20 protein-coding genes are annotated in these 21,510 nt (G+C 68.7%); 11 read left to right on the top strand and 9 right to left on the bottom strand.

Going from position 1 to position 21,510, the window contains the following annotated elements; genetic code table 11:
• The first annotated feature begins 44 nt into the window (after positions 1–44).
• The 6 genes from A4R44_RS15020 to A4R44_RS14995 all read left to right on the top strand — a co-directional run bounded on the left by A4R44_RS15020 (position 45) and on the right by A4R44_RS14995 (position 7,339).
• Positions 45–1,841 carry a peptide ABC transporter substrate-binding protein gene (locus A4R44_RS15020; RefSeq protein ID WP_067580412.1) on the top strand — a complete coding sequence of 599 codons (1,797 nt, stop codon included), beginning with the start codon at positions 45–47 and terminating at the stop codon, positions 1,839–1,841.
• Positions 1,842–1,845: 4 nt separating this feature from the next.
• Entirely contained in the window at positions 1,846–2,805 is a 960-nt protein-coding gene (locus tag A4R44_RS15015; RefSeq protein ID WP_067580410.1) for an ABC transporter permease, read from the top strand.
• On the top strand, positions 2,802–3,632 hold the full coding sequence (locus A4R44_RS15010) for an ABC transporter permease (RefSeq protein WP_067580409.1): 831 nt from the start codon (positions 2,802–2,804) through the stop codon (positions 3,630–3,632). Before A4R44_RS15015 ends, A4R44_RS15010 begins: the two co-directional genes overlap by 4 nt.
• Positions 3,629–5,254, top strand: a complete 1,626-nt coding sequence (locus tag A4R44_RS15005) for an ABC transporter ATP-binding protein (RefSeq protein WP_067580407.1) — start codon at positions 3,629–3,631, stop codon at positions 5,252–5,254. The genes A4R44_RS15010 and A4R44_RS15005 overlap by 4 nt, the downstream gene beginning before the upstream one ends.
• On the top strand, positions 5,251–6,168 hold the full coding sequence (locus A4R44_RS15000) for an ROK family protein (protein WP_067580405.1): 918 nt from the start codon (positions 5,251–5,253) through the stop codon (positions 6,166–6,168). Before A4R44_RS15005 ends, A4R44_RS15000 begins: the two co-directional genes overlap by 4 nt.
• Positions 6,169–6,394: 226 nt before the next feature.
• Positions 6,395–7,339, top strand: a complete 945-nt coding sequence (locus A4R44_RS14995) for an MBL fold metallo-hydrolase (protein ID WP_067580401.1) — start codon at positions 6,395–6,397, stop codon at positions 7,337–7,339.
• A gap of 256 nt (positions 7,340–7,595) precedes the next feature.
• Here A4R44_RS14995 and A4R44_RS14990 read toward each other — a convergent pair whose 3' ends face one another.
• The 4 genes from A4R44_RS14990 to A4R44_RS14975 form a co-directional block, all read right to left on the bottom strand.
• Positions 7,596–7,997: an Lsr2 family protein gene (locus A4R44_RS14990; RefSeq protein ID WP_067580399.1), complete on the bottom strand. Its 402-nt coding sequence runs from the start codon at positions 7,995–7,997 to the stop codon at positions 7,596–7,598.
• 299 nt (positions 7,998–8,296) lie between these two features.
• A complete protein-coding gene (locus A4R44_RS14985) occupies positions 8,297–9,922 on the bottom strand; it encodes a phospholipase C (RefSeq protein ID WP_067580396.1) in 1,626 nt (541 codons plus the stop codon).
• A gap of 44 nt (positions 9,923–9,966) precedes the next feature.
• Positions 9,967–11,163: a Dyp-type peroxidase gene (locus A4R44_RS14980; protein ID WP_067580394.1), complete on the bottom strand. Its 1,197-nt coding sequence runs from the start codon at positions 11,161–11,163 to the stop codon at positions 9,967–9,969.
• Positions 11,160–12,302 carry an EfeM/EfeO family lipoprotein gene (locus A4R44_RS14975; protein WP_095213352.1) on the bottom strand — a complete coding sequence of 381 codons (1,143 nt, stop codon included), beginning with the start codon at positions 12,300–12,302 and terminating at the stop codon, positions 11,160–11,162. The genes A4R44_RS14980 and A4R44_RS14975 overlap by 4 nt, the downstream gene beginning before the upstream one ends.
• A 646-nt stretch (positions 12,303–12,948) precedes the next feature.
• On the opposite strand from A4R44_RS14975, the gene A4R44_RS14970 reads away from it, so the two are divergent.
• The 3 genes from A4R44_RS14970 to A4R44_RS14960 are packed head-to-tail and all read left to right on the top strand — an operon-like array spanning position 12,949 to position 14,736.
• Positions 12,949–13,656 (top strand): RraA family protein, encoded by a 708-nt coding sequence (locus A4R44_RS14970; protein WP_067580392.1) that lies wholly within the window; start codon positions 12,949–12,951, stop codon positions 13,654–13,656.
• Positions 13,646–14,347 carry an SDR family oxidoreductase gene (locus A4R44_RS14965; protein WP_067580390.1) on the top strand — a complete coding sequence of 234 codons (702 nt, stop codon included), beginning with the start codon at positions 13,646–13,648 and terminating at the stop codon, positions 14,345–14,347. The genes A4R44_RS14970 and A4R44_RS14965 overlap by 11 nt, the downstream gene beginning before the upstream one ends.
• Positions 14,344–14,736 carry an NUDIX hydrolase gene (locus tag A4R44_RS14960; RefSeq protein ID WP_067580389.1) on the top strand — a complete coding sequence of 131 codons (393 nt, stop codon included), beginning with the start codon at positions 14,344–14,346 and terminating at the stop codon, positions 14,734–14,736. The genes A4R44_RS14965 and A4R44_RS14960 overlap by 4 nt, the downstream gene beginning before the upstream one ends.
• On the opposite strand, the gene A4R44_RS14955 is transcribed toward A4R44_RS14960, so the two are convergent.
• The 5 genes from A4R44_RS14955 to pucL all read right to left on the bottom strand — a co-directional run bounded on the left by A4R44_RS14955 (position 14,714) and on the right by pucL (position 19,232).
• Positions 14,714–15,814 carry a glycerate kinase gene (locus tag A4R44_RS14955; protein WP_067580387.1) on the bottom strand — a complete coding sequence of 367 codons (1,101 nt, stop codon included), beginning with the start codon at positions 15,812–15,814 and terminating at the stop codon, positions 14,714–14,716. The genes A4R44_RS14960 and A4R44_RS14955 overlap by 23 nt on opposite strands.
• Positions 15,811–16,188, bottom strand: a complete 378-nt coding sequence (locus A4R44_RS14950; RefSeq protein WP_067580385.1) for a gamma-glutamylcyclotransferase — start codon at positions 16,186–16,188, stop codon at positions 15,811–15,813. The genes A4R44_RS14955 and A4R44_RS14950 overlap by 4 nt, the downstream gene beginning before the upstream one ends.
• A 16-nt stretch (positions 16,189–16,204) precedes the next feature.
• Positions 16,205–17,647 (bottom strand): NCS2 family permease, encoded by a 1,443-nt coding sequence (locus A4R44_RS14945; protein ID WP_067580383.1) that lies wholly within the window; start codon positions 17,645–17,647, stop codon positions 16,205–16,207.
• 177 nt (positions 17,648–17,824) lie between these two features.
• Positions 17,825–18,313, bottom strand: coding sequence for a nucleoside deaminase (locus A4R44_RS14940; protein WP_067580381.1), 489 nt, complete (start codon positions 18,311–18,313; stop codon positions 17,825–17,827).
• Between the two features lie 37 nt (positions 18,314–18,350).
• Positions 18,351–19,232 carry a factor-independent urate hydroxylase gene (gene pucL, locus A4R44_RS14935; RefSeq protein ID WP_067580379.1) on the bottom strand — a complete coding sequence of 294 codons (882 nt, stop codon included), beginning with the start codon at positions 19,230–19,232 and terminating at the stop codon, positions 18,351–18,353.
• Between the two features lie 160 nt (positions 19,233–19,392).
• Here pucL and A4R44_RS14930 point away from each other — a divergent pair, with 160 nt between their 5' ends.
• Entirely contained in the window at positions 19,393–20,913 is a 1,521-nt protein-coding gene (locus A4R44_RS14930; protein ID WP_067580377.1) for a PucR family transcriptional regulator, read from the top strand.
• Positions 20,914–21,093: 180 nt separating this feature from the next.
• A complete protein-coding gene (locus A4R44_RS14925) occupies positions 21,094–21,393 on the top strand; it encodes a YciI family protein (RefSeq protein ID WP_067580375.1) in 300 nt (99 codons plus the stop codon).
• The last annotated feature ends 117 nt before the right edge of the window (positions 21,394–21,510 follow it).

Raw genomic sequence — 21,510 nt, 5'->3', positions numbered from 1 at the left:
CACCTGGCACTGGTCTTTCATCAGAGTTGTTGGAAGTGATGCGAATGGCTCGACGCCCATGGCGCACCGCGCTCGGGGTCACGCTCGCCGCCGCGCTGGCGCTGTCCGGCTGCGCGGCGAGCCGGGAACAGCACGGCGGCGGTTCCGGCACCCCGAAAACCGGCGGGACCGTGCGGTTCGCGATGCCCCCGTCGGCGACGCCGAACTGGATCATGCCGTTCTCGATCCCCGGCTACGGCGGGTCGTACAACGGCATGATCCGGTCGACCATGTACGTGCCGCTCTACAGCTACGACGGCAGTTCCGGTTCGGTCAACCTCGACGACGCCGCGAGCGCCGCGAACCTGCCGAGCTACTCCCCCGACGGCAAGACCGTGACGATCACGCTCAAGCCGCTGACCTGGTCCACCGGCGAGCCGCTGACCAGCCGCGACGTCGAGTTCTGGCTCAACCTCGCCCGCGCGGGCAAGGACAACTGGGGCAAGTACTCGAAGGGCCTGATCCCGGACAGCATCACCGGGTTCCACGCCGTGGACGACCGCACCTTCACCTTCACCCTGGACAAGGCGTACAACCCGGACTGGTTCACCGCCAACCAGCTCAGCCTGATCGTCCCGATGCCGCACGTGTGGGACCGCACGAGCGCCGCGGGCCCGGTCGGCGACCACGACCGCACTCCGGACGGCGCGAAACAGGTCTTCGACTTCCTGGTCAGCCAAGGGAAACAGCTCGGCACGTACGCGACTAATCCACTGTGGAAAGTCGTGAACGGACCGTTCACACTGGCCGGGTTCACCACGTCCGGCGAGGTGACGCTGCGGAAGAACCCGAAGTACACCGGACCGGACCCGGCAAAGCTCGACACCGTCCGGTTCCTGACCTTCACCGGGTCGTCGGCGGAGTACAACGTGCTGCGCGCGGGCGGCGTCGACTACGGCTACCTGCCGACGTCGAACCTCGGCCAGCGCTCGAAGCTGGCGGAGCAGGGCTACCGGGTCGAACCGTGGAACGGCTGGTCCATCACGTATTCGCCGTACAACTTCAACAATCCCAAGCTGGGCAAGGTGTTCTCCCAGCTGTACGTGCGGCAGGCGATCCAGCACGCAGTCGACCAGGACGCCATCACCTCGGTGATCTGGCGCGGCGCCGCGCGTGTCGGCTACGGTCCGGTCCCGCAGGACAACGACACGAAGTACCTGTCGCCTGAGCAAAAGACCAATCCGTACCCGTTCGACCTGAACAAATCGAAGCAGCTGCTCGCCGACCACGGCTGGAAACCCGGCTCCGACGGCGTCCTCCTCTGCGCGGACCCCGCGAAATGCGGCGAGGGCATCGCCGAAGGCACCCGCCTGTCGCTGACCATGCTGACCGAATCCGGTTCCGACGAGACCGACGGCACGATGCAGGAGCTGCGCTCGGAGCTGTCGAGGGTCGGCATTGAGATGAAGATCAACGCGCAGCCGCTGAACACCGTGCTGGCCAACGGAACCACGTGCGAACCGCGGGACCCCGCGTGCGGCTGGCAGCTGTCCTACTTCGGCACGCAAGGCAGCTGGTACTTCTCGGCGAACCCGAGCGGCGAGGAACTGTTCGCGACCGGGGCGGGCACGAACTTCGGCGGCTACACCGATCCGAAGGCGGACAAGCTGATCGCCGCCACCAACCTGGCGTCGGACAACCGGGCGATGCTCGAGTACAGCGCCTATCTGGCCGAGCAGCTTCCGGTGCTGTGGCTGCCGAATCCGCCGTACCAGGTGTCGGCGATCGACACCGCGCTGCACGGCGTGACCCAGGACCCGATGGCCGGGCTGCTTCCGCAACGCTGGTTCTGGACGAGGTGAGGACATGACGCGCTACATCCTTCGCCGGATCGTGCTGGCCGTGGTGGTCGTGCTGCTGGTCACCGTGGTGACGTTCGTGCTGCTGCATTTGCTGCCCGGCGGACCGGCTCGCGGCGTCCTCGGCGTGAAGGCCACCGAGGCACAGATCGCCGCGTTCAACCACGCGCAGGGTTTCGACCAGCCGCTTCCGGTGCAGTACTGGGATTACCTGCTGCGGCTGCTCCAAGGCGACCTCGGCGACTCCTACACCCAGAACTCGCCGGTGAGCACCCTGCTGGCCGAGCGGATGCCGAAGACCTTGCTGCTCACCGTGGTGTCCACGGCGCTCGCGATCCTCGTCGCGCTGCCGCTCGGCGTGTGGCAAGCGGTCCGCCGCGGCCGTACCGCGGACGTGCTCACCACAGCGATCACCTTCGTGCTCTACGCGACGCCGGTGTTCTTCCTGTCGCTGGTGCTGATCATCCTGTTCGCGCAGGTCCTGCCGTGGTTCCCAGCGCAAGCCGCGCAGGGCGAAACGATCGGCGAACTGCTGTCCCAACCGGGTGCGCTGGTGCTGCCGGTGCTCGCCGGGACCGGAGCCGCGCTCGCCGCGTTCAGCCGGTACATGCGGGCGTCCACTCTGGACAGCTTGTCCGAGGATTTCGTGCGCACCGCGCGCGCGAAGGGAACGCCGGAGCGCACGATCATCTGGCGGCACGTCTGGCCGAACTCGCTGACCTCGGTGGTCTCCATGCTCGGCTACTACGTGCCGGTGGTGTTCGGCGGTTCGCTGGTCGTCGAATCGATGTTCAACTACCCCGGCATCGGCCTGCTGTTCTGGACCGCGACCCGCACCGCCGATTTCCCGGTGCTGCTGGGCGTCGTGCTCGTGATCGCCGTGGCGACCGTGCTCGGCTCCCTGCTCGCGGACCTGGTCCAGCTGGCGATCGACCCGCGGGTGCGGGTGAAGGGAGCACGGTCGTGACTGTCCTTTCGCGGCTGGTTGCCCGCAAATCCGCGGTCGCGGGCGCGGTCCTGCTGCTGCTGGTCGTGGCGTTCTGTTTCCTCGGGCCGGTGTTCTACGGCACCGACCAATCGCACACCGACCTCGCCTCGGCCCGCCTCGGGCCTGGCGGCGGGCATCCGCTCGGCACCGACGACCTCGGCTACGACGTGCTCGGCAGGCTCATGGTCGCCGGCCGGACGTCGCTGCTCATCGGCGTGCTCGCCGGGCTCATCGCGACCGCGATCGGCGCGGTGTGGGGCGCGGTCGCCGGGTACACCGGCGGCTGGCTGGACACTGTGCTGATGCGGATCGTCGACACCGGCGTCGCGATCCCCGCGCTGTTCCTGCTGCTGGTGGCGGCTACGCTGGTGACGCCGAGCGTCGGCGTGCTGGCGCTGCTGATCGGCGCGGTGTCGTGGCTGGTGCCCGCGCGGCTGATGCGCGCGGAGACGGTGAGCCTGCGCGAACGCGACTACATCCGCGCGATCACCGTGCTCGGCGCGAGCCGCACGCGCGTGGTGTTCCGGCACATCATCCCGAACGCGATCGGCACCGTGGTGGTGAACGCGACGTTCCAGATCGCCGACGCGATCCTGCTCGTGGCGTACGTCAGCTTCCTCGGCCTCGGCGTGCCCGCGCCCGACACCGACTGGGGCGCGATGCTCTCCAAAGGAATTACCTACACCTTCGACGGCGCGTGGTGGCTGATCCTGCCGCCGGGCATCGCGATCGTCCTGGTGGTGTGCGCGATCAACTTCCTCGGCGACGGGCTGCGCGACGCGTTCGCGGTGAAGGGGCGACGATGAGCGAAGCAGTGCTGGACATCCGCGACCTGCGGGTGTCCTATACGGACGGTTCGGCGGCCGTCGACGGGCTGAGCCTGTCGGTCGCGCCCGGCGAGATCATGGCGGTGGTCGGCGAGTCCGGCTCCGGCAAGAGCACGGCCGCGCTCGCGGTGCTGGGGCTGCTGCCGGGCTCCGCGCGGGTCACCGGGTCGATCGAGCTGGCCGGGCAGAACATCCTCGACCTGCGCGGCGAGGACCTGCGGAAGCTGCGCGGCCCGGCCGCCGGGATGGTGTTCCAGGAACCGATGACCGCGCTGAACCCGTTGCGGACCATCGGTTTCCAGCTCGCCGAGGCGATCCGCAACCACGACCCGGAGAAACTGCGCCACCGCCGCTACTACGACCGCTGCGCCGAACTGCTCGACCGCGTCGGCGTTCCGGAACCGGCGGCACGGCTGAAGCAGTATCCGCACGAGCTGTCCGGCGGGCTGCGGCAGCGCGTGATGATCGCGATCGCGATCGCGTCCGGACCCAAGCTGATCATCGCGGACGAGCCGACCACCGCGCTCGACGTCACGGTGCAGCAGCAGATTCTCGACCTGCTTCGCGACATCCGCGAACACGAGGGCACCGCGACACTGCTGATCACGCATAACATGGGTGTCGTCGCGGATGTCGCGGATCGCGTCGCGGTGCTGCGGAACGGCAGGCTCGTCGAACAAGCTCCGGCGGCGGAACTGTTCGCGTCGCCGAAGGCGGATTACACCCGGGAACTGCTGGCCGCGGTTCCGCGACTGGGTTCGTTCGCGCACGAAGCGGCCGCCGGGGAAACCCGGAAGCCGGTGCTCGCGCTGTCGAATGTGGTGGTCGAGTACGGCGGGCGACAGGTGGTCAACGACGTTTCCCTCTCCGTCTCACCCGGTGAGATCGTCGGGCTGGTCGGCGAATCCGGTTCCGGGAAAACGACGCTCGGGAACTGTGCGCTGGGCCTGGTCACGCCGAAATCCGGCACCGTCGAAGTGCTCGGCGGGCCGCTGCCGAACGGCACCGGCCGCTCGGCGCGGGCGGTCCGGCGGCAGATCGGCGCGGTGTTCCAGGACCCGGCGTCGTCACTCGACCCGCGGATGACGGTCGCGCAGACTGTCGCCGAACCGCTGGTCGTCCACACCTCGACCGGCCGCGGCGAGCGGCAGCGGCGGGTGCGGGAACTCCTCGACGCGGTGGAGCTGCCGAAAAGCGTGCTGGACCGGTACGGGCACGAGCTGTCCGGCGGGCAACGGCAGCGAGTGAGCCTCGCCCGCGCGCTGGTGCTGGGCCCGAAGCTGCTGATCGCCGACGAACCGACGAGCGCACTGGACGTATCCGTGCAGGCAGCGGTGCTGGAGGTGTTCCGGCGACTGCATCGCCAGTTCGGTTTCGGCTGCCTGTTCGTGAGCCACGACCTCGCGGTGGTGGACAGCCTGTGCGACCGGGTGGCCGTGCTGCGCGCGGGCGAACTCGTGGAGGAAGGCCCGGCGGAAACGGTGTTGCGCACTCCGGAACACTCCTACACCCAAGCGTTGCTGCTGTCCTCGCCGGTGCCGGATCCGCAGTTGCAGCGGAGCCGGCGCGAGGCGCTGGCCGGCGCGGACCCCGCGGCGTGACGGGGTTGCGGGCCGGAGTCGACATCGGCGGGACGAAAACCCTGGTGGTGGTGTGCGACGAGGAAGGCAGGGAGCTGGGCTCGGCGTTCGCGCCGTCGCAGTCGCACCGGGGCGGCGCGGCGATCCTCGACCGCGCGGCCGAGCTGGTCAGCTCACTGGTGCCGGACCACGCGGCGCTCGCCGGCGTCGGCGTCGGGGCGGCGGGCGTCGTTGATCCGGTGACCGGAACAGTGCTGGTCACCGGGGATTCGTTCACCGGATGGGCGGGCACGCCGGTCAACGCCGAGCTGTCCGCACGGCTGGGCGGAGTGCCGGTGCGCACCGTCAACGACGTGGACGGATTCCTGCTCGGCGAACTGCTGCCGGGCGAGCGGAACGTGCTCGGCGTCGCGGTCGGGACCGGGGTCGGCGGTGCGCTGTTCGTCGACGGGCGGCTGCTCTACGGCGGTGCGACCGGGGCCGGCGAGATCGGGCACGTCGGCCGCTACGGGGAGGAACGCTGCAGTTGCGGGCAGATCGGACATCTTGAGGCGTACGCGGCCGGACGCGCCCTGGCCCGCCGTTATGCCGAAGCGACCGGCCGGACCCGCACCGCGGAGGCGGTCGCCGAGGAAGCGCTCGCCGGGGACCGAGCCGCTCAGGCGGTGTTCACGGACGCGGGCCGGTTCCTCGGCCAGGCGGTCGCGCACGCGGCCGGACTGCTCGGCCTCGCGACCTGCGTGCTCGGCGGCTCGGTGGTCCGGTCCTGGGCACTGCTGGAGAAACCGGTGCGGGAAGCGCTGGCGGAACGGCCGCTGCTGTCCGGGGAACCGGTGTCGATCCGGCTCTCCCGGCACGGGGCGAAATCCGTGGCGCTCGGCGCGGCCAGTCTCACTGCCGGTATTCAGCGATCACCGGACGTGAGCAACCCCTGAACCAGTCCTCTGTGGACCATCGAGAAAACCGTGGCCTCGGGGTATACGCTGTCGGGCACCGACGGAGCCGGGGGCAACGATGCGCGCGAAACTGGGCGGAACGGGACGGGCGAGAACTGCGGCGGGCCATGCGCGTGAGCGTGGTCTCGACCCCGCTGACAGCAGGTGACTTGGTCTATACCATCCCGGTGATCAATTCCCGTCCGGTGGCCAACGAGGGGATCCCATGCCCGTCATCAGGCGCAACATCGTCCCGCTCCGGTACTCCGACCCGAGCGTCGTCGCGTACGTGCGCAGCCCGAGCGACTGGATGGTGTCCAACTGCGGCTGGATCCGGGGCCGGGAAGGCGTTCTGCTCGTCGACACCTGCGGCACCGAACGCGACACGCTCGACCTGGTCAGCGACGTCCGCAAGTACTCGACCGTCGAAATGCCGCTCACGCTCGTGCTGACCCACGCGCACGGCACCCACCACAACGGGGCCGGGGTCGCGCTGCGCAACGGCGGCCGGATCCTCGCCGCGCCCACCGCGGTGCCGATCATCCGGTCCGGCCCGCAGTGCCACGAGGAAATCTTCGCCTGCGCGAACTGGGGCAAGCTCGAAGCGCCGCGGCCCGAGGCGGTGCACGCGGTGATCGAACCGGTCGAGGTGGACCTCGGCGGCGTGGTCGTGGAGGTCGTCCCGTTTCCCGGGACCGCGCACACCGACGGCGACCTGGTGCTGTTCGAACCGCGCACCGGGACGCTCTTCACCGGCGATCTGCTGTCGGTCGGGTCGACGCCGTTCGCCGTGCACGGTTCGATCCCTGGCTGGCTGACCGCATTGGACTGGCTCGACAAAATGTTCCCGGACGTCCGCACCTTCGTGCCAGGGCACGGCGGGCTCAGCCATCCGGGCAGTTTCCCGGTCGCGGTGCTGCGCACTTATCTGCACTGGCTGCTCGACGCGACCGCGGGCGCGGGCACGCCGGACTTTTCCGAACTCGCCACGATCGCCCGCCGCCGCTGGCCCACGTGGACAGTCCCGGAACGGCACATCGGGAATCTGCTGCGCGCGCACGCCGACCAGCACGGGGAGCAGCTCGCGTCCGCCGAAGCGATGCGCGCGATCCGCGATGCCGCGGGCGGCAAGATCGACCTGGACACGCTGCTCGGACTCGGCAAGTCTTAACACCGGGAAATCGATTCCCCGAAACGGCGGACACGGATCTTTCCCGGCATCGGCTCCGCTCCCGAAGAGGTCCGTGAAGGGCTCCTCGCGGGAATCCGGTTCCCGCGAGGAGCCCTTCACGGACGTCCACATCGCCTCGATGCGGGAAGGCGCTATTTCCCCCGGACAGCCAGAAGGGCGCCGCCGGGATTCCCGGCGGCGCCCTTACCGCTGATCACTAGCCGCGGCCCCCGCGGCACAGCTGCCGAAGAAAACGTCAGGCGCTGGCCTTCTTGCGCGTCGCGCGCTTGCGAGCCGGCTTGGCCGGAGCCTCGGTGTCGCGCTCTTCGTACGCCTTCACGATCTCCGCCGGGAGCCGGCCCCGGTCGGAAACGGTGAAACCGTTGTTCTCGGCCCACTCGCGCATCGCCTTGTTGCGCTCGCGGTCCGCGGCGGTCGAAGCGGGCCGCGGGGACTGCCCGGCGGCCATCCGGACCTTGCGGCCGCCGACCCGGCGCGAGGCGGCGACGTAACGGGCCAGCTCGTCCCGAAGTGCGGCAGCGTTGTCTTCGGACAGATCGATCTCGTAGCTCACGCCGTCAAGACTGAACGGGACGGTCTGTTCGGCGATGCTGCCGTCGATGTCGTCCACCATCTCGACATGGACTTTTTGCGCCATGATTCGCGTTCCTTCACCTTCTACAGGATGTGCCTGCGATTACCCTATCGTGTCGAGTGACGGTGCGCGCAGCGCGACTCCATTCCGGTTGCGCCGCCCGCGCTTTCCCGGCCGGTTCCCGAACACCTTCGGCGCCCAATCCGCGACTGCGCGCACAGTTCCGCGGCACTGGAAATTTTCCAGTGCGGCGTATTCGCACGCGGTTTCCCGCTGAGCGGACTGGGAGACCGGCCTCGAAACGGCCGAAGGCCACCGGGTCGAAACCCGATGGCCTTCGGTGCGGTGCGGAGAAACGCGAGCTAGTTCGCCCCGGCGGGCGCACCCGTCTCCGGGTCGAGCGGGAGCTTGCCCGCCTGCGGCCACCAGAAGTTGAACATGTTCCAGAGTCCGCCCGCGCGAGTGTCGAACGAGCCGTTCCCGACCCGGCCGGAGAACCAGTTGTCCTCGATGAACTTCAGCACCGAGGTCTGGTCGGTCCGGGTGTGGTCGACGTAGTTCACCTTGCTGTAGGGCGAGATGACCAGCAGCGGCAGGCGCGGGCCGTAGCCGCAGCGGTCGGCGTGCCCGCCGAGACCGGACGGCTTCCCGGTGCACACGGCCTGGTCCTGCGAAGCGTCCTGCGAACCGTTGACGATCTTCGAGTTCTCGTGGTCGTACCAGCCGTCGGAGTCGTCATAGGCGAGCACGACCGCGGTCGAACGCCACTCCGGCGACTGCTGGATCTTGTTGATCTCGTCCACGACGAAATGCTGTTCGTCGAGCGGGTCGGAATAGCCCGCGTGCCCGTCCTGGTACTCCGGCGCCTTCAGGAAGCTCACCGCGGGCATCGAACCGGCCTTGAGCGCGTCGTTGAAGTCGCTCGTGTCGTACTGGTGGTTGGCCTGGTCGGTCTGCCCGATCGCCTGCACCGAGGACGGCGGCAGGTGGTGCGGGTTCGAAGTGGACTTGTAGTACTGGAACGGCTGGTGGTGCGGGCTGTAGTCCACGGAGGACTGATTGCCGACGTTCGCGTGCTTCTGCCCGCAGACCGCGTAGCCGTTCTGCGTGCCGGTCGGCTTGAAGCCGCCCTGGAACCAGCCCCACGTGACGTGCCGGTCGTTCAGCAGGTCGCCGACGTTGCGGCCCCGCATCGCGCCGAGGTTGTCCTTCGCGGTGTGGTTCTTGTCCGAACAGTCGTCCCACGCCGGGTCCGGGTCGTTGATCACGGTGCCGACGCCGTCGCCGTCCGGCGACGCGGTGACGTACGGGTCGCTCTTCGGCTCGTGCGTCACCGGGTCGACCGCCTGGATCCCGTGCGTCTGCCCGGAGATCAGGTTGATCGCACCGGGGGTGGACGGGCCGAAGACGGTGTTGAACGAGTTGTCGCTCAGCGAGTAGTGCTGCGCGTAGTTCCACATGCCGGTGACGGTGTTGCCGTCGTAGTAGTCCATCACCAGACCCGGCTCGCCGAACAGGACCGGCTGGCCGGTGCACTTGTCGGTCTCGGTCTTCTCGACGAACTTGTCCATCTTGCCGCCGTTGAACGCGGCCTGCTCGGCGCCGTAGCTGTGGTTCTGGTCGCAGGTGAGCGCCTGGTCCGGCCCGAGCCGCTTCGGGTTGTAGGCGTTCGGGTTCCGGGTGAGCAGCTTGTCGTCGAGGCCGTTGACCTTCGGCGTGTGCTTCGCGGCCTGGAACGGGGTGCCGTTCTCGTTGGTGGCCTCCGGGTAGGTGCCGAAGTAGTGGTCGAACGAAATGTTCTCGCCGAAGATCACCACGACGTGCTTGATCGGGGTGAGCGTGGGCAGCCACGACGCCGGCAGCGGGTGCAGCGGCTGGGCCTGCGCGGACGACGCCGCGGACCCGGTGACGATCGCGAGCACGGCCGCCGAGACGAGCGCGCCCGCACCGAGCAGGCGACGGCGCCGCCTGCCGAATGCTGTGTCCACTGAGGATTCCTCCTGGTTTCGCGGGGTGGGGATCGGGGCGCGCCTCAGGCGAGGAGCGCCCGGCCGAAGTGGTCGCTGGGACCGGTGACGCCGGGCAGCGCGAAGAAATAGCCGCCGCCGAACGGGGAGATGTAGTCGACCAGCGGTTCGTCGATCAGCCGCTTCTGCACCGCCTCGAACTGACGCTCAAGATCCTGCTGGTAGCAGGTGAAGACGAGGCCCATGTCGAGGTTTCCGTTGGCGTCGACACCGCGGTCGTAGTTGACCGCGCGGCGCAGGATCCGCTGCCCGTCGGTCTGCGGCGTGCGCGGATTCGCCTTGCGGATGTGGCTGGTCAGCGGGATGACGGTACCGATCGGATCGTCGGCGTAGCGTGGTTCGTCCTGTTCGGACGCCCCGTCCAGCGGCGCGCCGGTGTCCCGGCGGCGGCCGAACATGTTCTCCTGCTCGGTGATCGAGACCCGGTCCCAGAACTCGACCAGCATCCGGATCAGCCGGATCACCTGGTAACTGCCGCCAGCCGTCCACCCGGGCTCGCCCGCCCCCGACACCCACACCAGCCGGTCCATTTCGGACTCTCCCGGATTCGCGGTGCCGTCCTTGAACCCCATCAGATTGCGTGGCGTGCCAGCCGGCCTGGACGGCGAACTGAACCCGTTGATCTTCCAGCGCAACTGCATTCCGCCACGCGTCGCGCGGGTCAGGTCGCGCAGCGCGTGCAGCACGGTGTCGGTCTCGCTCGCGGACAGCGTGAGCGACAGGTCGCCGTGGCATTGCGGCGTGTCGAGCGCGTCGTTGGGGAACATGGTCATCGGCTTGAGCTTTTTGGGCTTGCGATCGGCCAACCCGTACCGTCCGTCGAAAAGAGACGATCCGACACCGACGATCACGCCAAGGTCGCTCTGCGGAACGACCGGACCGAGCACCCCGGAGTCAGCGGGCGGGGCGGTAATCCCGAGCGCAGCCGGAGCACCGCCGTTCGTGAGAAACCGCGCGCGTCCGGTTATTTCCTGAAACAGCTGAGTCAATTCGGCGCGATTCTCAGCGACCACGTCGAAGGAAGCGATCACACTCTGAGCCGGCGGCTGGCGGAGAATCGCCGCCTGCCTGGGACCATGGAAGGAAACGGTGTTCGTCCCTTCACTCGCACTGGCTGTCACCCCTATTCCGGCTGCCGCAGTGATTCCCGCGCCCACGACGGTACGACGCAGGAAGGACCGGCGAGAGGATTCCGTCGTCACGAGATCCTCCTCGGCTCCGCGATCGCAGCGATCGGAGCGAGCAACTCAGTCAACTCACTCACGTCGGCATTGAGTTTTCGCCGCTGCGACGCGGACAACTGACTCACCGGCGTCCACGAACCGTCCGGTTTCCTGGCGCTGTCGAGCGTGGCTTTGGTGCGCTTCATCCAGTTGTCCACCTTGGACAGTTCTGGATAGCGCGGAGCGAGAACCGGACGCAGTACATCGAGGACAGCTTGCGTCCCGTCAAGATTCGCCCGAGCGGTGGCAAGGTTGGTGCCGCTGCCGTAATCGGTGCGGGCAGTCAGTTCGAATTGCAGGGTATTCTCCACGATCTCGTGCGCGCGCAGACCGAGGTCGTTCGGGTCGACCTGGCTGTCCGCAAAGGACTTGCGGAGCTTCTGCACGTCGCTGTCCAACTGCTCAGCCACCGGAACAAGGCCGGCGAGGTCTTCGTTGTGCCACAAACCGGATTCGAGCCGATGGAACCCAGTGAAGTCCGGACTCTTGACTCCGTCCGGCACACCGTCAGCCGTGCCGTTGATGGCCTTGTCCGAGTCGCCAAAGGCGTTGTAAGCCGCACCGAGCCGTTCGTAGTCGAGATGTGCCACCAGCCAAGCAGCCTGGCTCGCACCGCGATCGTTGCCGCGAATGGCGTCCTTCACCTTGCCGACATCGGCCGCCAACTGATCGAGCCCTTGCGTCACCTGCGCCTGATAGGCCTTCAACGGACCGAGCAGATCGTTCTGCGTCACCGGCGCGACGCCCGGACCGCGTTCCGCACCGCCGCTCACGGTGACGACCGGCCCGACAATCGCCGACGAATCCTCAGGGAGACAACGGAATGCGTAGGCTCCGTTGCCGAGCGTCACCTGCATCGGCCGGACAGTCCCGCTGCCGAGCCCCTCGACCTCGCCGTAAACCACACCGGTGGCCGGGTCGATCAAATCCACCTCGGCGGTCACGGATCCGGTGTTGTGCAGATGAAAGGTCTGGACCCCAGCCCGCGGATCCGCCCAGCCCTGCCCGCAGGCAGACCGCGAGATCTGAATCTCCGGATCCCGCGCAGAAGCCCGCTCCGGCCACACCGCGACCACGATGCCCGCCGCCACGACCGCAATCGCGACGCCGCCGCCCATCCAGCGGGCACGCACAGACCCCGGCACTCTTTCCTCCACTCACACGTTCGGGCTACCGGGAGGGAATTATGCGTGCGGAAAGTGAAGAAACCCTGGTCGAGAACATCGCCTAGCCGGGAATTCACCAGGACTTCAACCAGGCAACGGAAGAAACCGGATATAGCCGCCAAAGCGCGCAGTAACCCCTCGCCCGTTTCGCCGCATATGACACTTTCCGCAGTACGTGAGGGGAAATCTGATTCCCTCAGGGTTCCCCTCACGGAAGGTCAGCCCGCGGCGATNTGAGGGGAAATCTGATTCCCTCAGGGTTCCCCTCACGACCCGCCACCGCGCCCCGCCGCTGCCCGCAAGCCCACGCCGCGAACCCACCGCCGCCAGCCCCAAGCACGCTCCGCGTGCGAGAACCCGCGCACCCCAACACCCACCGCAGCAGACGCATCCACCCATCGAGGCACCCACCCACCGACGCACCCACCCGCCAACGCACCCAACGATCGAGGCACCCAGACCCTCCCCCGCACCCCGATACGAAGCCCCCCGTCAGCACACTCAAGCTTCGGGGTGCCCCACGCAACGCCCAAAAACCGGCGACCAACCCCCCGAATCCCCGCTAGCGTGAACCAACTACGCAAGAAGGGCGGGTACCATGGACCACACCGAACTAACGAAGCGTTTCGCCACCCTGACCACCGCCCACCTGGCCGATGCCTGCCTGCGCGCCCGCCTGACCGTGCGATGCGCACCGGCCGGGACCAGGGGCGTTATCCCAGGACTCAAGCTAGGCGGAAGAGTCCGCCCAGCCAGACGCTCCGGCAGCGTCGACGTCTTCCTGGAAGCGATCACCGCAGCCCGCCCAGGCGACGTCCTGGTAGCGGACAACCAAGGCCGCCAGGACGAGAGCTGCGTAGGCGACCTCATCACCGCCGAAGTCGCGTCAGCCGGACTCAGCGGCATCGTCATCTGGGGCCTGCACCGGGACACCGCCGAACTCCGCGAAATCGGTCTCCCCGTCTACAGCCTCGGATCGCTCCCCACCGGCCCTCTGCACCTCCACGACCGCGCCGCCAGCGCGCTCGAGTCCGCCACCGTCGGCGAATGGACCGTGACCACCGACGACCTGGTGTTCGGCGACGACGACGGCGTCCTCTTCGTCCCGGCGGCCCAAGCCGACGACGTATTCCGGCTAGCCGAATCCATCCGCGACACCGAACACCGGCAAGCGGCGAAGATCCGCGACGGCGTCACCCTCCGCGAACAGGTCCGCTTCAGCGAATTCCTGTCCCACCGGGAAACCGACCCGTCCTACACGTTCCGTCGGCACCTCCGCGTGAAAGACAGCGCCATTGAAGAATAAGAAAACCGCCCTGGTCACCGGAGTCGGCAGGAAAGCCGGAATCGGCGCCGCAATCGCCAGCCGGCTGCGGGAGGACGGCTGGACCGTCATCACCACCTACTGGTCCGGCTACGACCGCCGGATGCCCTGGGGTGCCGACGAAAACGTCCAGGGCATCGAAGCCGACCTAGCCGATCCGGCAACCCCGGCGAGGCTGTTCGACCAGATCGACGACGACGTCCAAGCACTGGTGCTGGCCCACTGCGAGTCGGTGAATTCCAGCCTGCTCGACACCACAGTGGACAGTTTCGACCGGCACTTCGCGGTGAACGCCCGCGCAAGCTGGCTGTTGATCCGAGAGTTCGCCCAACGCTACCGCGGACCGCACGGCGCGGGCCGGATCGTCACGCTGACCAGCGATCACGTGGTGCACAACCTGCCGTACGGGGCAAGCAAGGGCGCGCTCGACCGGATTACTCTCGCCGCGGCCGGGGAACTCGGCCACCTCGGCATCACAGCGAACGCGGTAAACCCCGGCCCGACCGACACCGGCTGGATCCCCGAAGCCCACCGCGACGCGTTCGCACAGCACAACCCGCTGGGCCGGATCGGCACCCCACGCGACTGCGCGAGTCTCGTCGCGTTCCTGTGCGGTCCGGAAGGCGGCTGGGTGAACGGTCAGGTCCTCGTCTCCAACGGAGGTGCGCAGTGAACGACAACCATCTCGCGTACGTCCTGCTCCCCCGCGGCGAAACCGTGCTGCTGATCCACCGCGCGCCAGGGACTTTCCTGGGCGGGCACTGGGAATTCCCCGGCGGGACCGTCGAACCCGGCGAAGCCTCGGAGACGACCGCGGTGCGGGAAGCCGCCGAGGAAACCGGGCTGCGCGTACGGCTCGCGGGCGAACGGGCCCGCCAATCCTGGCCGGGCCGCACCGGCAAACCGTTCACCGTGCACGCCGCCTACTACGACGCGCACCCGGAGTTCCTCGGCGACCTTCAGCTCAACCCGGCCGAACACGACGACCACCGCTGGCTGACCCCCGCCGACGCGGCCGGACTCCCCCTGTCCGACCACGTCAGGCAGGTATTGCTCGGCTGAAATCCCGAGCCAGCTGTGCGGCCCGGCCGGCCAGCAACGACCGGGCCTCGGCCACACACCGGTACTCGTCCGGCTCCACGTCCGTCAGCGCGTAGACCCCGGCGAAGCCCGCTTCCCGCCATTCCGGCGCGGACAGCAGACACCGCCCGGCCACGGCGACGACCGGCGTGCCGCCCGCTGCCCGGAGAACGCCCACTGGCGCTTTTCCGTGCAGCGACTGGGTGTCCAGCGATCCTTCGCCGGTGACGACGAGCCGGGCATCGCGGGCCGCGGCCGGGAAACCCAGCAGCTCCAGCAGCAACTCGATCCCGGGCCGGATGCGAGCGCCGAGTCCGGTGAGCACACCGAACCCGACGCCGCCTGCCGCGCCAGCGCCCGGGGTGGTGGCGTGCGCGGAGCCCACAACTTCGGCCCACCGAGTCAGCCCGCGTTCCAGCGCCGCGATCTCGGCAGGACCAGCACCCTTCTGCGGTCCGTAAACCGCGGCGGCGCCATCCACACCCAGCAGCGGGTTGTCCACATCGGACGCCAGAACCATGTCCACTTCGGGCAGTCCAGACAGATCCACTGTGGACAACTCCGTCAACGCCGCACCGCCCGGGGCAAGCGGCGCACCGGAAGCGTCGAGCAATCGCGCACCCAAGGCGGTCAGCAATCCGGCTCCGCCGTCGGTGCAGGCACTGCCGCCGGCCCCGAGCACGATCTGCGTCGCCCCGGCAGCACAGGCGGCCGCGATCAGCTCGCCCGTGCCGTAGCTGGACGCGCTCAGCGGTTCCAGCCTGCCGCCGGGCAGCCGGTGCAGCCCGGATGCCTCCGCCAGCTCGATCACGGCGACCGTCTCGCGCAGCGCGTAGTACGCGGTGGTCCGGCGGCCGGTCGGGCCGGAAACCCGCACCGGAATCCGCTGGAACCCGGCGGCGACCGCAGCGGCGACTGTCCCGTCGCCGCCGTCCGCCACCGGCAGCTGCCGTACTGGCTCGCCCGGTGCGACTTCAGCGAACGCGGCGGCCACCACCTCCGCGACCTCCGCCGAGGTGAGCGAGCCCTTGAACTTGTCCGGAGCGACCAGAACAGTCACGCCGTGGCCTTGAACGCTCGCCAGTCGCCGATTTCCGTGATGTCCCGCAGCTGCACGTGCGAGGTCTGCGGCCGCCGCAGCAGCATCGCGAACGCCGAACTGCCGTCGGCCAGCTCGATCACGCCCAGTTCCAGCTCCGGCGGTTCGGACGGGAGCACGCGGTCGCGCAGCTGGTCCAGCGTCAGGTCGTAAACCTCGCCGGAGATCGCCGCGCCGCCGTGCGCTACCGGGACCAGCGCCGGGCATTGCCCGCCTACCGAATAGAACCGGTACTTCGCGGCCGTCGTCGTTTCGGCCACCAGCGGCGCGCCGTCGAGCAAATGGTGCAGAGGTTCGCCGCGCATCGCGCCGCCGTTGAGGAACATCAGAGGCATGGTGGTCCCTTTCTGGTTAGAGGATCGCCTTCACCACGTCGATTCCGAAATAGACGGTGAACACGAGCGCGAGCACAGTGAGGATCCACCCCGCTTCACGCCACTTCCCGCGGAAGGTCTTGATCAGCACGAACGCGATGAGCCCCGCGCCGATGCCGTTGGTGATGGAGTAGGTGAACGGAATGAGTGCGACCGTCAGGAACACCGGGATCGTGTAGTCCGGGTCGTGCCACGGGATAGTGCGGCACTGCGCCACCATCATCCCGCCGATCACCACGAGCGCGGGCGCGGCGGCCTGCGCCGGGACGATGCCCGCGATCGGCGTGAACAGCAGCGTCGCCCCGAACAAGAGTCCGGTCACGACACTCGCCAGCCCGGTCCGCGCGCCCTCCCCGACACCGGCCGCGGACTCCAGGAACACGGTGTTCGGCGACGAGCCGGACATCCCGCCCGCGATCGCCCCGGCCCCGTCCACGAACAGGATCCGGCCCATCCGCGGCACCCGGCCGTTCTTCGACAGCCCGGCCTCGGCCGACACGCTGGTGATGGTGCCCATCGCGTCGAAGAAGCCGGACAGCACCAGGGTGAACAGGAAAATCGTCGCGGTCAGCGCGCCCGCCTTGGCGAATCCGCCGAACAGGTCGACGTGCCCGAGCAGGCCGAAGTCGGGAGCGGCGACGACGGAATGCGGCAGCGTCGGAGTCGTCAAACCCCATTCGCCGACACCGAATCCGTCGTGCAGCACCACCGCGAGCACGGTGGCGGCGGCGATGCTGATCAGCACCGCGCCAGGCACCTTCCGCGACATCAGCACGGTCATCAGCAGCAGGCCGAAGCAGAACACCGCGATCGGCCAGCCGTCGAGATGCCCGTCGAGCCCGAGCCGCACCGGGACGGTCGAATGCGCCGCGTCCGGGGTCCGCGTCACGAACCCGGCGCTCACCAGGCCGACCAGCGCGATGTACAAGCCGATGCCGACGGTGATCGCGGTTTTCAGCGGCCCGGGAATCGCGTTCATAATGCGTTCCCGGAGCCCGCTGACCGCCAACAGCACAATGCAGACACCTTCGAGCACTACCAGCCCGAAAGCCTGTGGCCACGTCATCGCCGGGGCCATCTGGAAGGCGACGATGCCGTTGATGCCGAGACCGGCGGCGAGCGCGAGCGGCGCGTTGCCGACGAGTCCCATGAGGACAGTCATCACGGCGGCGGCGAGTGCGGTCGCCGTGGTCACTTGCGTGGCGCTGAGTTTCGCGCCGGTGATGTCGGCGGAAGCGCCGAGGATGAGCGGGTTGAGCAAAACGATGTAGGCCATCGCGACGAAGGTGGTCAAGCCACCGCGTACTTCCCGGCCTACCGTGGTTTCGCGGGCGCGTAGTTCAAAGAGATGCTCCACAATGGACTTGCGGTGCGGTCCGGGAGCCGAGGTCACCGCTTCGTCGAGGCGTACCTGGGTCATGCGTCCTCCCCTTGCCGGTGGGTGTGCCGAACGACGCCCCTGGCAGCAGGCAAGGGGCGGGGCGGCGGGACGGTTGCGTTTTTCTGGTGCTCCGGTCAGCACCGGGAGGGTGGCCCGGTGGGGTGGGGGCTCGTGAGTGCCGATCCCGGTTCTCACCGGGATCGGCCTCACGACGGCTCAGTACTCGATCCGGTCGGAACGGTTGAGCCAGGCGGAGAACGGGGCGAAAGCCTCCGGTGTGGACACTCGCGAAACCGGGGTCTGCCAAGTTTCGCGCGGGTGCTCGAACAGCTCGTAGAAGGCCCGGTCGTCGAAACCGGCGCGGGCGGCGTCGTCGCGGTCGGCCGTGTACAGCACGCGGTCCACGCGCGCCCACAGCGACGACGCGAGGCACATCGGGCACGGCTCGCACGAGGAGACGAGCACGCAGCCGGCCAGGGTGAACGTGCCGAGCGCCTGGCAGGCCGCGCGGATCGCGACCACCTCGGCGTGCGCGGTCGGGTCGAGCGACGGGGTGACGCGGTTGACGCCGGTCGCGACGATCTCGCCGTCCTTCACCACGAGCGCGCCGAACGGGCCGCCGCCGTCGGCGACGTTCTTCTCGGCGATCCGCACGCATTCGGCGAGCCAGGCGCGTTCGACGTCGGCATCGATGGACACGGTCATGACAGTACTGCTCCCAACAGCTCGCGTTTCGGTGTGCTCAGGACCAGGCCGGACCGGCGGGCGGGGCGTCGTCGCGCAGGACGGTGCCCTCGATCAGGCCGTAGGGCCGGTCGGCGGCGTAGAACACCTCGCCGGGGTTGTCGAGGCCGAACGGCTGGAGGTCGACGAGGAAGTGGTGTTTGTTCGGCAGCGCGAACCGGATCTCCGCGATCTCCGGAACGGCCTCCAGCACCGCCTGGCCCATCGCGTACAGCGTCTGCTGGAGGGACTGGCTGTGCGTGCCGCCGAACGCGTCGAGCAGGGTGGCGAGCGCGGTCTCGTGCGCGTGCGCCCAGTCGGTCTCCTCGACCGAGTACCGCCAGGTCGCGGACACCGCGGTGGCGAGAATCCGGTCCTTGACCTCGGCCAGCGTGGTGTATTCGTCGCGCGGGAAGCCCCAGAATTCGGATCCGGTCGAGTTGAGCACGGTCAGGTCTTCGACCCCGCCGAGCACCCAGGCCCGCTCGCCGTCGTAGGTGACGCGCGTGGTGCGGGTGCCCGCCCCGGAACGGGCGAACGAGTGATGCGCCGGCCGGCCGCCGACCCGCAGCCGTTCCCACGGGTGAGCCACGACCCCGACCCGGGCCGCGTGGATGCTCTCCTGCGTGGACACGAAATGCCGCGCCAGCCGCAGCGCGAAGTCCTCGATCTCGCCGATGCCGTCGCGGGCGAAGGCGAACACGGTGTTCTTCTGCGTGTCGGTGGCCAGCACCTTGTCGTTGGCCCCGGTCAGGTGGGTGTCGCTCATGTCGCCCGACAACGACACGCTGACGGTGAGGTCGGTGATCCGGTGTTCACCGCCGGCACTGCCTTCACGGTCGATGCGGACCAGCCGGTTTTCGGCCTTCCCGTAGCGGTTGTCGCCAAGAACGATCGCCATTGGTCATCCCTCTCATTCGCTCGCCGAGTGAGTACACCTGCCGCGGCGTGGCCCGGGCCACGGCAGATCCGCCGAAAGCGGGGACATGCGGCGGCCGGTTTTTCGTAGTTTCCGCCAAACCCCTCTGGTGTGCGGTACTGATGGGCGGAAGGAGGCGCGCATGCGGCTGGGTGCATTGCTCGACACCCCGGAGCTGGGGTTGCGGCTGCTGGCGGGCGAGAAGGCGCGCGACCGCGAGTTCGGCCGCGTCTTCCAGGCGACCCTGCAAGATCCGACGCGCTACCTCGACGGCGGCGAGATCGTGCTGTGCGGAATGCGCTGGCTGCCGGGGCCCTCGGACGCGGACGCGTTCGTCGGCAAACTCGCCGCCGCGGGGGTGACCGCGCTCGGGGCGGGCACCGCGGAGGTCGGCGGCCCGGTGCCGGACTACCTCGTGACCGCCTGCGAGCGCGTCGGCCTGCCGTTGTTCGAGGTGCCGGTGTCGGTTTCGTTCGCGACCGTGGCCGAGCGGGTGATCCTGGGCCTGGCGGCGGAACGCTCGGCGCCAGCTCGCGATTCGCACCGGCGGCTGGTGGCCGCGGTGACCTCCGGCCATGGGCTGCCCGCGCTGGTCAAGGCCGGTGCGGAGGAGCTGGGCACCGGCTGTGTGGTGCTGAGCGCGACCGGGCGGCAGCTGGCGGGCGGCCCCGAGTTGCCCGCCGCGCGCCGCACGGCGCTGGCCCGCCGGTTCTTGCGCGCCGAACGGCTGCCGTGCCAGGACGGTCCGGTCACGCTGCTCGGCGCGGCCGGGCGCTCGGGCCATCGGATCGCGAGCTGGTTCCTCGTGGTGGACGGCGATCCGGCGCAGTGGCCGCCCGCCCGCCGGGAGCTGGCGCTGGAACTGGCGGCGCTGGTCGGGCTCGAACGGTCCCGGGTGGACGAGGCCAGGCGGATCGAGAACCGGGCGGCCGAACCGCTGCTGCGGCTGGTGCTCTCGGACGACGCCGCGCCAGGCGAGCTGACCTCCCGGCTGTCCGCCGCCGGATTCGCGCCGCAGGAACCGGTGACGACGCTGTCGGCCGAGGTCCGCGGCGGCGGGCCGGGTCTGGCGCAGGTGCTGGTGGAGGAACTGCTTTCGACCACCGGACAGCCGGTGCTGGTGGCGACCGTCGACGGCGAGACGTTCGGACTTTGCTCCTCGCGCGACACCGAGACGGTGCGGGAGGCGGTGCACACGATCGAACCCGCGCTCGGGTCCGCGCGGCTGACGCTCGGCCTCAGCCGGGCCGCGGACGCCGCCGGTCTCCGTGCCGGGGTGCAGGAGGCCCGGCACGCGCGCACGCTGGCCGCCCTGACGCCGGGCCGCGCGACGGTGTTGTCCGGCGACGAAGTGGCGTCGCATCTGCTGCTGCTCGCGGCTGTGCCGGAGGACTTGCGGCGGACATTCGGCGAAAAAGTACTGGGGCCGGTACTCGCGTACGACGCCGCACACGGTTCCGAATTGATAACGACGCTCAAGACGTTCCTGGAACATTCGGGATCTTGGACACAGACGTCGGCCACCCTGCACTTGCACGTGAACACCCTGCGATACCGGATCACCCGGATCGGCGAACTCACCGGACGCGATCCGAGCCGCTTCGCCGACCGCGTGGATCTTTATCTGGCGGGCTGCTTCACGCAGAACTGGGGGTGGTCTTGACCATCCGTCCGAATTGTCCAGCGGAAACGCCGGGATGCGGAATTTTCCTTACTCCGTAACGGGAATCAAAACAGTACGCGCATCCGTAAAGAGTTATTGGGAATACTTGACCATTCGATGACACACGACGGCACTCGGGAGGAGGATGCACCATCCGGGGAAGCGTCCTACGCTGAGGTCATGTACATCGCATTGCTGTCCTACACAGCACCTCGAAACGAAGTCGACTACGCGCTGGCAGAACACGCCGAGTGGCTGCGAAGCCACTTCGCGCACGGATTGTTCCTCGTTTCCGGAAAAGGAAACGAGGACGCGGACCAGGTCATCATCTCCCGCCCGTGCCAGCGCGGCAAGCTGGACGCCGTGCTCGCCACCGATCCGCTCGTGCTGCAACGGCTCGCGCATTACCGCGTGATCGAATTCTCCGCCACCCGCACCGCGGGCGAGTTCCTGACCGTCAACGAGGCGCTCGCCTCCTGATCGCACCGCTGAACGCCCGGACGCAGGTGGCCTCCGGACCGCTCCGCCCGCCACCTGCCGGACGTACTCCCGCCGCGAACTCGCCTATGATCACGCGAGATCTTTCGTTCCGGCCCG

Origin of the sequence: Amycolatopsis sp. M39, assembly GCF_001651785.1 — a bacterium.
In the GTDB taxonomy this organism is placed as follows: domain Bacteria; phylum Actinomycetota; class Actinomycetes; order Mycobacteriales; family Pseudonocardiaceae; genus Amycolatopsis; species Amycolatopsis rubida.
Note: the sequence above shows the minus strand (reverse complement) of the source record. Positions and strands in the feature narration are given on the sequence as shown.